Below are 11,436 nucleotides of genomic sequence, written 5' to 3' on the forward strand. Positions count from 1 at the left end.
CGCCTCGTCGATGCAATCCATGCTCGGTCGGCGCGTTTGCTCAACTACGCCGCGTCAAGCTGCTCGCTGAATCGGCGCTGGGCTCGCCCGTGGCCGGCAGGACCCAGATTCTGTCCAATGTACTGATCAACACGTCCCGGGGCAGCGCGGCGTCATTGCTCTAGCGGAAGCCGATATGTCCGAAATGATCCGCTGGCACCGTAGCCGGAACGGCGACGTCCGGATATGACACCCGTTCCGAGTGATCTATCGCACCCGATGGGCCTGCTGGGTCGTCGTGGATGGTCCGGCTCTCTGAGCGACTGGAAGCTCCCGCGTCTAACGGAATGGAGTCGCCCGCGGCTACGCCGATCCGGCTATCCTCGAGCTTCGCAACGAAGTCGGCCCACCATGCGCCTATCGGATAGTCTTGGAGCTTCTTGATCATCTTGCGGTAGGAGTCGAGGCGGCGTTCGGGCGGCATCTCTATGGCCTTCGCAATCGTCTCCGCCATACCCTCGATATCGTTGGGATCGACTAGTAGTGCCGCATCGAGCTCCTTGGCCGCGCCGGCATATTTCGACAGAACCAGCACGCCGGGACTTATTGGGTCTTGCGCGGCGACATATTCTTTCGCTACGAGATTCATCCCGTCACGCAGGGGAGTCACGACGCCGACACGTGCGGCGCGGTAGAGACCCGCGAGCACCGCCTGACTGACAGGCTCGGTCTCGTAGCGGATCGGCATCCAGTCGTCCGCGCCGTGGCGAGCGTTGACATCGTCGACAACAGCTTTGACGTCGTTCTGATAATCTCTGTAGCTCGGAATGCCATCTCGAGAGCTGGTGGCGACCTGCAAAAGCGCGATGCTCTTCGGCTTTTTGTCCAAGGCGCGACCGACAGCCTGGATACGATTGTCGATGCCCTTGGTGTAATCCAGCCGGTCGACGCCGACGGCAAGCTTCTCGCGATTGAGACCGTCCAGCAGCTTGGAGACATCGGGATTCGAACTTGCGTCTTTAGCATATCGTGCAAATTTGTCCGTATCGATGCCAATTGGGAACACTTGGCATCTGGTGATGCCACGGGGCGAGATAACAACACCGTCTTCGCTGGGGGCCAGCCCGAGCTCGGCACGGACGCAGGCAAGGAAATTCTGCCGGTCCTCGTCGGTCTGAAAGCCGGCCAAATCGTACGCAAGCATCGCTTCGATCAGTTCGCGATGAGGCCGCACCAGCTGCATCACACCGGGCGCCGGCCATGGCGTGTGCAGAAAGAAGCCGATCGGCCGGTCGACGCGCCGATCACGCAGCTCGGCGCCGAGCGTGAGCCAATGATAGTCATGCACCCAGAATGCGTCCCGCTCCTTGTAGTCAAGCAGGGCATCCGCCATGAAGGCATTCATCTTACGATAGCTCTTGTAGTCGTCCTCCGAGAAGGAGATTCGCTCTCTCAGCGAATGTAGTGCCGGCCACAGTGTCGAATTCGAAAAACCGTTGTAGTAGCCGTCATAATCTGCGGCGGGTAAATCGAGCTTCACCAGCGCTCCCTCGCCGAGCTCGTGGTTGCCGGCTTTCAGCGGGCCCGAGGCCCCGACCCAGAGCGCTCCGGAACGTTCCACCGCGGGAAGCAAAGCCGCAGCCAGGCCGCCTGTCATGGCCCCACCAGGCTTGGAAAGGCGGTTTGAAACAACGACAAGGCGCGGAGATTGCGCCTCCGCCGCCACGATGTGCTCCGCGACACCCGGCGCAACACCGCGACGCGAAGGGGCCGGATCGGTTTGCGGCGGCTCGCGCTGTTGTGCTTCACTGAGATGTTGCTCAAAGGCCGTTTGCTCTACCGGCTGCTTTTGCAGCATAGAGTCGGCCGTCGCGACGGTTTCTGACGCTGATGGTTTGACGTTGCTAGCAGGTTCCACGTATTACCTCCGTTTGATGCAGATTGCAGATCGGAGCACTGGCCTCGGGACCTCTATCTCGCTCATGTTAGGAGCGTCGGCTTTCGAGAAGCTGACGAGTCAGAAAGATTTCTTGGTTGGATGACGGACCCGGCATTGCGTTGCCGCGGGCTCTGCAGGGTCAATGATTCGGAGGCAAAGGCCGGATCGATCAAAGATCGTTTTGTCCCGCGCCGCAAACGTGCTCGCCGCCGATCCAGTAGCCGAGGCTCTGGAAACCAGCATGGAAGTTTCGAGCCGTCGAAATCAGGCTGGTTTGGCCGAACGCTTCGGACAGGCGCTAGCCTAACCCAGGCGTTCTTAATCCGTTTGACGCTGCCGTAATTAGCCTCGCCGCACCCCTCGGCGGCGACTTCGAGACAAGACGACAACTACTGATGCCGTCGATCCCGGCGTTGGCGGACAAGCCTCCGATCACGCCCACTTCAACCAGCCAGCTCACTTTTGGCCAGACAGCGCAATTCCAGTCGGCCCCAGTCTCGCTTCCGCTCCACGGGCGGGACAGGACCGGTAACGCCCCCGTTAAGTGATTACCCAGCATCAGATGAACGTGCCCGGTGTGACGGTCGGCCGCATGAAATCACGCCTGCCGGCCGCGAACACTTGCGCAGCCGATCGCCTACAGATGCCGCAATCGTAGCGCACGGTCTATGCCAGCGCTACCGAACGCCATGCAGTTGGCTGATGAGCTAGAGCGGGCTTTTGCTGGCCGCCGGCCTCTTCCGATCGGATGTCTGGAATAGAGACCTCACTTGCCCGCCCGCAAGGGCGATCCCGACAACACGCTCATCACTTGCTATGCTCGAACATTTCGCGCAGCCGGATAGCAGATCGGTTCGCTACGTACAAAGAATTGGATTGCACTGTTTGGGAGGCCACGATGGAATATCCAGGCAAACAACGATCGGACAAGGATACCGATGAGGCGCCTCCTCCATCCAGGTTCTTAGTGCGTCAAGGGTCAAGCGGGTGGATGGTTTATGATCGGCAACGTAAGGGGCCAGCGGTGATCGGGGTCGGCTTGGCCGTCAATCTCACGAAAGCACAAGCTGATCGCTTCGAGCGGATGCTGGCAGCCAAGGAGGAACACAAGCGTTCCAGTTGAGCAGATCCGATCATTTGGTCGATGGTGCGCAATTTCGATCGTGCACGCTGCATCAGCGACGATGCGCCCGAACCAAAGACATCCGGCTTCATCGTACTCAATGCAAATTTCGAATCAGCGTGCATGTGAACGATAAAAGTGACTTTTGTCGCGGGGTTAGCGCCGTCGTGACTGCCATCAATAAATTGCTCCAGGGCCGCAACCTCGGACCGGACGAAGTCGAGCGCCTAACGTCGGCCTATGAATTGACCCTGCACTCGCTTTGCTTGGTCGATCGTGATGACCCGATCGCCGAAATCGTCGCGAGAAAGACCATCGAGATCGGCGCAACGGGCGTTCGCGATCCAACAAAGATTTCCAAGCTCGTCATCGAGCAGCTTGGCATCGGCAGAAGACCATTGACCTAAAGCCAGCGCGCTCGTGCGGCGTTTTTTGCTATCGCGTTCGTGACCAACAAGCGTAGGTCAAGTCAGGAGGTGCGCCTTCCGCGGTTAGGTGATTTTCGTCGGCAACGTCCATGCCATTTCAGGGGACAAACGGTCTCGATCATGTTCAGCAGCATGTACCGATCCGACACCTCGTCCTCCAAAGCCCTCTTGCGTAGACTCGTACTATACTGAACGCGGCACAATCCACGATTCGCTCCGACGCTGAACGCTCAGCCTCTTGCTCCCCACCCCGCTCCATCACGAACGAGCTCTGCCGATGCAGTCAGAATGGTCCATCGATCGGTTGGCTGCCAGATGGCGCACGCTCTCGAAGCTTTGCGCCTGCCGAACCCGCGAGCGGCCACATCTGCCTTCGCGTCCGCTTCGTTCGACGCTTCAGCGCGGCCAGTGAGACGCTGCCCTCCGCTCGCATGGCGCTCACGGATGACCCGTCACCACCACTGCCGACGCGCCGATCTACGCGACGGGCAGCGAGCTTATCCCGCTCAACACATGGACATTCCGGCGCAAGGATTGATGCAGCGCCTGGTGCACGCGCGCGCAACGTGCCATGATAATCGATCTGGTACCCGCGCACGCGTTGATCGTTTCGGCAGCAGTCGCGCCGGCTGATACCGACAACGACCACGTCTCCTCTCCCGTTGTCTTGGCGTTATCGAACAGTCTGCTCACGCAGGCAGAACCCGGCGACACGCCGCTTGATACTCCCATGCATCTGAGCCCAAGCGCTGGTTTGGACGTTGAGCCAACGTCACGTCGTAAGCAGAAATGCCCCGCCGCTTCTCGATAGCCCGAGCCAGACATGGCCGCGCGTCCAGGCGCTCATGGGGCTTGAACCGCACGTCACGTCAGGTTGTAGAATATTCCGAGCAGCGGACGGTGTATAAGATTCGATGATCGACAGTGAACAGCACGAAGCCTCAAGTCTTAGAGCTCGCTCTGCAGGACCTCCATCACGTCATTCTCGGACGTCCTGGTGTCCGATATGGTCTACGCTCGGCATCGATGGTGGCGCTCCGCCGAGCCGGAGCAGGATTTTTCGACCGATGCCGCGTGATACAAACATACTTGCACGCGCGCGGCCCCATCGTCCGCCGATCGATGATGGCGAACGACAATATACGCCGCCGGACCGATCGTCGCTCTTGCAAGGGCAAGTCGACTGCCGTCTGGAGCCAGCAGTTCTGGTCAGGAGCTCGTAAGACAAAGCGCCGTTTGCGCTTTCAAACGGCTCGGCCTGCGCGGTGATGCCGTTTGCATCTCATGATGAACTACGCCAAAGCGAGCAAGACACGACAAACTACCGCTTCAGACGCCCGCTGCGTTGCCCTGCATGAATGAGAGTGATGCGTGTCGCTCTTGATCCACTTCCGATATCCAACAAAAACCGGTGCTGCACGCCATGAAGAAGTTAGCGATACGAGAGCTTTCCATTGTACGCAAGGTATACATCCTGGGCGTCGGGATGCTGGTGTCGTCAGCAGCCGCCGCGAATGACGATTTGATGAGCGCCGCCAGACAGATCTTCAAGCCGATTCCCTCGATCGTTCCTGCGGTGAAGGACAATCCGGTCACCCATGAAAAGGTCGAACTTGGCAAGGTGCTGTTCTTCGATCCGCGGCTCTCATCGAGCGGGATCATTAGCTGCAATACGTGCCACAATCTTGGTGCCGGCGGCGTGGATGCCGGCCCAACGTCGGTCGGTCATGGCTGGCAGCGCGGTCCACGCCGGGCGCCTACCGTCTATAATGCGGTATTCAATGTGGCGCAGTTCTGGGATGGACGGGCAGCAGACCTCAAGGCGCAAGCCAAGGGACCAGTCCAGGCAAGTGTCGAAATGAATGCGACGCCAGATAGAGTGCTCGACACGTTGAATTCGATGAACGACTATGTCGTCATGTTCAGCAGGGCATTTCCTAACGATGCGACGCCCGTCACCTTTGACAATTTCGCAAAAGCGATCGAGGCTTTCGAAGCGACCCTTATTACACCCGCTGCGCCTTTCGATCAGTACCTCGAGGGTGACAAGCATGCGCTCGATGATCGGCAGAAGGCGGGCCTGAAGCTATTTATGGAAAAGGGATGCTCGTCCTGCCACAATGGAATCAACGTCGGAGGGCAGGATTACTTCCCGTTCGGCGTGGTCGGAAGGCCGGCCGCGCCACTGCTTCCAGCCGCCGACAAAGGCCGCTTCGCGGTCACCAAGATGGCTGGTGACGAGTACGTTTTCCGCTCTGCGCCCTTGCGCAACGTCGCCTTGCGAGCCCCTTACTTCCATTCGGGCCAGGTTTGGAGCCTCAAGCAAGCAGTTGGCGTGATGAGCGAGGTTCAGCTCGGCACCAAGCTCAGCGATCAGGACGAAAACGACATCGTCGCATTTCTCAATTCGCTGACAGGACAGCGGCCCAAGATCGAGTACCCGATATTGCCCGCGCGTACCGAGGCAACCCCGCGGCCCTCTCTGGACAAGTAGGGTCTGTCACGATAGCTGATTCGAAATATACGTAGCGCAGCCTCGCGCAAACAGATCAAAGCCAGGTCAAGATGCCCCAAGCTGTCGCCCACAATTCGAACGTCCAAAAAGACAGGCTTCCGGCTGGTTCGTCCACGATATCGAAATCTAATTCCGGGCCGAAAGGCACAAAACGAGCCGTGCCGGAGCCTCCAGGAGATGCGGCCCGCGGCGACGCCATCAAACAACGAGCGAGCGGCCACGGGGTCATGGTATCGCTGCTCGATCGTTGTGTTGGCGCCATGGCTTGCAGCATTGAACCTATGACATAGGGCGGCCGGCGCGCTGAGGTCTCATGCCCACTGAAACCACGGGCACGTTCGTCTGACGATCAGGAGCTTGCGGGCCTATCCGACGAGCCAAGTCAGGACTTTTCCTCATCGGCCCGTGGGCGAACCATGCCCTGCGCATCGTCTCGTGCTGACATGGTCTCAACCATCTCGATGATACGGCGACGATCGGCAGGATTTCGGAGCGCGCGAAACGCTCTCAAGAGACGAAACGTCTCAGCCACCTCATCGGAACGGCTCTTGATCGACAAATTGCCTCCCACCATTTGCAGCCAACGTTCAGGATAGTACGATCCCGCTTACAGTAACAAGGATCGCGCGCGCGCAAAAATACGGAGCGTGCTGAATTGGACTTCGTCCGCTTTGATGCACAACATGTTGCCGACGGGGGCAAGTTCTGTCCATGCCAACCGAGCGCGTGTCTCACGCGCAAGGCCTTTGACTTGAGGATTCCTGCGACGTCTGGCGTGCACGGATGGATGAGCAGGCGCGGTGGGTCACCGAACGGCCCGGGCGCGGCCGTCCACCAATCAGAACGTTCCGAAGGCGTACCGTTTGATCGTGCTATGACGATCCGATCAAGATCAGCTACATGATTACGATCATCACGGCGGAGCCGCTCTGCTCCCTTTGATCATCGCAGCCTTTGTTTGGCTGACGACTGACACGGCCCGCCAGTCGTTTGGTGCCCGCCCGATACAAGGAATGTCGGCTGGACCCGAAGAAGCTGACTGCGGGGCCGCCAGTCCAATTCTAACTTTCTCCAAGCCGCGTCAGGTTTCAGAAAGCTAACGTGAGTAGCGAGAGAACAACAGCGCGCCACCACCGGACGGGATCATGGACGGATTTAACAATATCAACCCGGGCGATAAAAGCTCGGCTACGTCCAATGCCACAGTGGAGCAGCCGCGCACGCAACAGCAGCAAGCGGAGTTTGAGCAGCACTTGGGAGACGTGCGACAGGTCGATGCCGTCTATCCACACAGAGATCTTTTTGACATCGCTGACGAAGACGACCGCCTCATTCAAGCAGCCTCTGGCGCCGCCCTCGAGCGGGGACCACCGCCGGGCGCTACCACAATCAGTATCTACGATCGTCGACTTCGCAAATTGGCTGAGGCGCTGAAGCAGTATGGCCAATCAATGGCTGGGTTCGATGAAGAAAGTCTGCTCGATTATGCCAAGAAGCTGCTGCCAAAGGACAAGGTCATCGCCCCCGCATTGTCGATGGTTAGTAGGTACCGCGAGCCTGACGCCCCCGCGCGGCCCATCCGAACGCATTACCGTCCGTCCAAGGAAGACGACCGCCTCATCAGGCAGGCCGCTGAAGCAGGCTTTGGCCGACAGATCGACGAGAAAACCGCCGGAAATTATTCTAGCGATCTTCGGAAGTTGGCTGCAGCACTTCGACCGTTATCAATTTCTAAGCTTGGTCACGCCGCGCTGCTCGGCCATGCCGACACTTTGTTTCCGGGCGACAAGAAACTCATCTATGCCTTGAACAGGCTCCGCCACTACCGCGACAGCATCGTGCAGGACCATTGTCGCAGCAGCTCCCGTCAGCCAACAGAGCCGGCCGGCCGCTCACCCGTGCAAGATTTTGATCGGCAGCAGCCTTTGGAGGGTGTCGCGGATCGGGGGAGCCAGCTGGCGGCTGACGGATTCAACGCGCCGGAGCTTGGGCAGGGAACGGGTTCAGCCGCTCACTTTCCCGTACAAAATGCCGGCCACGAACCGCTTTTCGATGTCGCGCATCGAGAGAGCTCGCTTCTGGTCACCACCTTCGATGCACCGGTGCTTTGGCCGACAATGAGTTCGATCGCCCACTCGCCCGTGCGAAGTGTTGCTGCGGATCAGAACGGCCTCACACTTGCCGACGGAATCGATACGCAGGAACCGTGGCAGGCCTTGGCTTCAGCTGCCTACTCGCCAGTGCAAAGCGTCGACCAGGACGAGCTGTTTGATGCCGCTGATCGGGGCGGCTGGACATGCGCCAGCGGGTTCGATGCGCCGGAGCTTTGGCAGCAAATGGATTCAGCCGCTCACCGGCGCACACAAAGTGTCGACCGGGTCGGGCCCTTCGATGCCGCGGCGAGACAGTCCAGCTCGCAGCTGCGCTATCCCGCCTCGTCAGAATTCTTTGGACGGGCAATGGAGCAAGCCGGGCCGCCGCCCGACAGGGCTGCGCAGACGACGCCCACCTCGATCGGCGAGACTTTCGATGCTTCGCTGGTCGTTCCCAATGACTTTGCCCACGGCACTCAACCCGCTCCGGACACGATGCTCTCCAAATCGGGCCGCCTTGGGCTCTTGCCAGACGCGGTACAGCGGATGAAGGACTATGACATTCGCGGAGAACACTACACTGCCGTACTGGGGCCCGCGGGTCCCCATGACGTTCAGCTTATTCACCTTGGGTCGCCGCCCGTCGGCGAGACATTTGATGTTTCCTTCGCCGTCCCCGGGAACTTTTCCCACCGAACCCAGCCCGCCCCGGATACGATGCTCGAAAGGCTGCGTCGCCTGGGCTTCCTGCCGGACGCTGATCAGCGGATCATGAGCTACGACATTGGCGGTGAGCGCTACGCCGCCACGTTAGGGCCAGGAGGGCTGAATGACGTTCAGCTCATCCACCACGCTCGCCTTCGGCCGATGGGTGAAGCTGCGCCAGCGACGAAGCTGCGGGCTCCGACTGATATCTACGGCGGTCTTGAATCTCTGCTTGATCTCAATCCCCCTACACCGCTCGAATTGCGGGACGATGCCCATTCTGCGCCGGTGCCGGATTTTCGACCGCCGTCTACCGAGCCTGAACCGGGTCATCGCCGGCTTCCGAAGCTGGCCGATATCGGCGAGTTCGTCGGCCTCGACTGGCACCACGGCCCCCGAGAGGCCTCACCCGCCGTCATTGACATGCTCCAAACCCTTGGCCTCCTGCCGCACCGGGATGCACCAATGACGTGTTTCTTGATCAACGGTGAGCCCTACACGGCCGAAAACCTGCCCGCAGGGCGCGTTCTTCTGTTCCATCGCCCACATCTTGACTGAACGAGCGGCGGGCCGAGTCGCCTGCTCGCCGGAAGGAGCGCTCCTCGAGCGATTGCCACGGGGCACCGTCTTAGCGCGCGAGCTTGACCGGCGATTTATCGAAGGTATGAGATAACGATCAGATCCGCGATTTTCTGGGCGTCCTTGAGTCCAGGGAACGCCATCTTGGTACCGGGAACCTTCGCCTTCGGGTCCTTGATGTAATCGGCAAACGTTGCCTCGTCCCACGTGATGCCTGAGCCCTTCATGGCTTCTGAATAGCTGAAGCCCTCGACCGATCCTGCCTTCCGCCCGATCAGCCCGTTCAACGTTGGGCCGACGGCGTTCCTGGCGCTGTCGCCGACCCGGTGGCAAGGCTTGCAGGCCGTGAACACCATTTCGCCGGCGGCTGGGGTTTGACCTCTTGCCTGCTCAAGTCCGGCGGCGACTAGCAAGGTCGCGAGAGCAATCCGTTTCATCAACTTATCCCTTTTGCACCTGCCCGGAGTCGAGATGACTGCGTGGGTCGCCCTTGGTCGTGCTTAAAGCCTACAACTTCACGCCACGTGCGGTTCAAGCCTTTCCCGTCGTCTCGCAGTTTGATTGCCGGTTGCTGCGTGCCTCTCCGTTAGTCGTCTGATCGCGGCGAGCGGCTTTCCGACAGTGGTACTTGCGGATGATCTCAGCATCGCCATCGGAAGCCCGATCTCGGTGGCGATTCCGCCGTTTCAGCCGGCACGTGTCGAATGCTACCAACTTGGCGCAGGAGACGACGCATTCTCTGCAAGGCCCCTCGCGCTCGATGGAAAGGACAATGCCCGCGATCCGAGACGGGCCGAGTCACGAGCGAGGCGCAGCATTCACGCAACGGGCAATATGGCCATCAGTTCTCGAAGCCAACACTGGTATCGAAACTGGCTTTCGATGGATTCGCTCCGGCTGCGAGCGATGCACGTCGAGCGTCACAAGATGCACCCAAAAAAGGGGGGCCCGCGCCCCTCACCCGACCAGAAGAGCCTGCCCGACGACCGAAATAATCATTCACTTCCTGACTCGTCAGCTTCTCGAAAGCTGCTTCTACCAAAAAACTCTTGAACGGACCTGTAACTTGAGAGAGCAAATGAATATCGACTCACGGCACGGCCCAGAAGTCGCCAAAGCCCGCGATTTTGAGCCGCAGCGGCAACAGACCGGCGATGCGAGCGCTCAAGCCGGCTCGCCGGCGCACCCGTCCGAGGACCAGGTGGATTTTGAGCAGCAGCTCGATCGCTTCCGCCCGGTCGACCGAACGTCAGACGGCGCTTCCTCATCGGCCAATCCCGGGATTGGACCATCCTCGACTGCAACCAACGGGCCTCGCCCAAGTGAACGCTGCTCGGCTTCATCGTTTGTAGGCGCGCGCGCCCAGCTTGCCGCAACGCTGACTGGGGCGACGCTCGCGGCACTCAGGAACGAGATTGAACTTGCCGAGCAGCAATCGGCACCGTGGTCATCAGCGTCTGGGCCTGCAGACCGCGGCGTCGATCGCGAACGCATCTTCAACGACGTTGTTGGATCGTCGTATGTAGAGCTGAGACGGTTTCAGAACGCGGATGGCGATTGCAAGCCGCGCAGAGCAGCCGAGACCAGCGCAATATCGTATGTGCGTGACGCGGCGCGCGAACACTCCTCCGTTGGAGATCATCCGGAACGATATCCTATGACTCTGGCGCGTCAGGCTGGATGGCATATGCGCGGCAAGGTTGACTCTCCTTTTGTGTCTTTGATTGAGGACCCCTCCAAACTGTCCGCGTCGCGCGATCCGTGGGCCCGAGCAATCGCCAATAACGCGACGATGCTGCACACCTACACTATACCGAAGTCGGCGGTCTGGACCCCTGACCAGATCTTGAGCAGCATTGCGCTCGGGATGAATGTCGACGATCACGAGAACATAGATGCGGATGTGGACCTGATGTGCTCCCTGGGTAGAACACCCACCCGGGAGACCGAGCGCTTGTTTTTGGGCGGCGATCTGGAGGCCTATCGGACCGCCAAGCAAGAAAATCCGTTCAAGACTGAGAGCACTGACTAAATAGTCGATCGCCTTTCGCGTGCGGAGGTCGTGCGCATGTCGG

At 59.7% G+C, this 11,436-nt stretch carries 7 protein-coding genes; 5 read left to right on the plus strand and 2 right to left on the minus strand.

Annotated features, from left to right (window positions below):
• Positions 1-160: 160 nt before the first annotated feature.
• Positions 161-1,636: a trehalose-6-phosphate synthase gene (locus MTX19_RS31515; RefSeq protein ID WP_280984936.1), complete on the minus strand. Its 1,476-nt coding sequence runs from the start codon at positions 1,634-1,636 to the stop codon at positions 161-163.
• A gap of 1,180 nt (positions 1,637-2,816) precedes the next feature.
• Here MTX19_RS31515 and MTX19_RS31520 point away from each other — a divergent pair.
• The 4 genes from MTX19_RS31520 to MTX19_RS31535 all read left to right on the plus strand — a co-directional run bounded on the left by MTX19_RS31520 (position 2,817) and on the right by MTX19_RS31535 (position 9,340).
• The gene (locus tag MTX19_RS31520) at positions 2,817-3,041 is read left to right on the plus strand and encodes a hypothetical protein (RefSeq protein ID WP_280980755.1); all 225 of its coding nucleotides are present in this window, start codon (positions 2,817-2,819) and stop codon (positions 3,039-3,041) included.
• Positions 3,042-3,208: 167 nt separating this feature from the next.
• The gene (locus MTX19_RS31525) at positions 3,209-3,448 is read left to right on the plus strand and encodes a hypothetical protein (protein WP_280973384.1); all 240 of its coding nucleotides are present in this window, start codon (positions 3,209-3,211) and stop codon (positions 3,446-3,448) included.
• A 1,444-nt stretch (positions 3,449-4,892) separates the two neighbouring features.
• Positions 4,893-5,963: a cytochrome-c peroxidase gene (locus MTX19_RS31530; protein WP_280980756.1), complete on the plus strand. Its 1,071-nt coding sequence runs from the start codon at positions 4,893-4,895 to the stop codon at positions 5,961-5,963.
• A 1,166-nt stretch (positions 5,964-7,129) separates the two neighbouring features.
• Complete coding sequence (locus tag MTX19_RS31535) at positions 7,130-9,340, plus strand: hypothetical protein (protein ID WP_280980757.1); 2,211 nt, start codon at positions 7,130-7,132, stop codon at positions 9,338-9,340.
• A 95-nt stretch (positions 9,341-9,435) separates the two neighbouring features.
• Here the strand turns inward: MTX19_RS31535 and MTX19_RS31540 are convergent, their stop codons facing one another.
• Entirely contained in the window at positions 9,436-9,798 is a 363-nt protein-coding gene (locus MTX19_RS31540) for a cytochrome c family protein (RefSeq protein WP_280980758.1), read from the minus strand.
• Positions 9,799-10,439: 641 nt separating this feature from the next.
• On the opposite strand from MTX19_RS31540, the gene MTX19_RS31545 reads away from it, so the two are divergent.
• Complete coding sequence (locus tag MTX19_RS31545) at positions 10,440-11,393, plus strand: hypothetical protein (protein ID WP_280985639.1); 954 nt, start codon at positions 10,440-10,442, stop codon at positions 11,391-11,393.
• Positions 11,394-11,436: the final 43 nt, after the last annotated feature.

The sequence above is a fragment of the Bradyrhizobium sp. ISRA464 genome (assembly GCF_029910095.1).
In the GTDB taxonomy this organism is placed as follows: Bacteria; Pseudomonadota; Alphaproteobacteria; order Rhizobiales; family Xanthobacteraceae; genus Bradyrhizobium.

What these genes read in the sequence shown, in the direction of transcription:
- MTX19_RS31515 (WP_280984936.1), bottom strand. Translation starts at nt 1,636, where the DNA reads ATGACAGGCGGCCTGGCTGCGGCTTTGCTTCCCGCGGTGGAACGTTCC.
- MTX19_RS31520 (WP_280980755.1), top strand. Translation starts at nt 2,817, where the DNA reads ATGGAATATCCAGGCAAACAACGATCGGACAAGGATACCGATGAGGCG.
- MTX19_RS31530 (WP_280980756.1), top strand. Translation starts at nt 4,893, where the DNA reads ATGAAGAAGTTAGCGATACGAGAGCTTTCCATTGTACGCAAGGTATAC.
- MTX19_RS31535 (WP_280980757.1), top strand. Translation starts at nt 7,130, where the DNA reads ATGGACGGATTTAACAATATCAACCCGGGCGATAAAAGCTCGGCTACG.
- MTX19_RS31540 (WP_280980758.1), bottom strand. Translation starts at nt 9,798, where the DNA reads ATGAAACGGATTGCTCTCGCGACCTTGCTAGTCGCCGCCGGACTTGAG.
- MTX19_RS31545 (WP_280985639.1), top strand. Translation starts at nt 10,440, where the DNA reads ATGAATATCGACTCACGGCACGGCCCAGAAGTCGCCAAAGCCCGCGAT.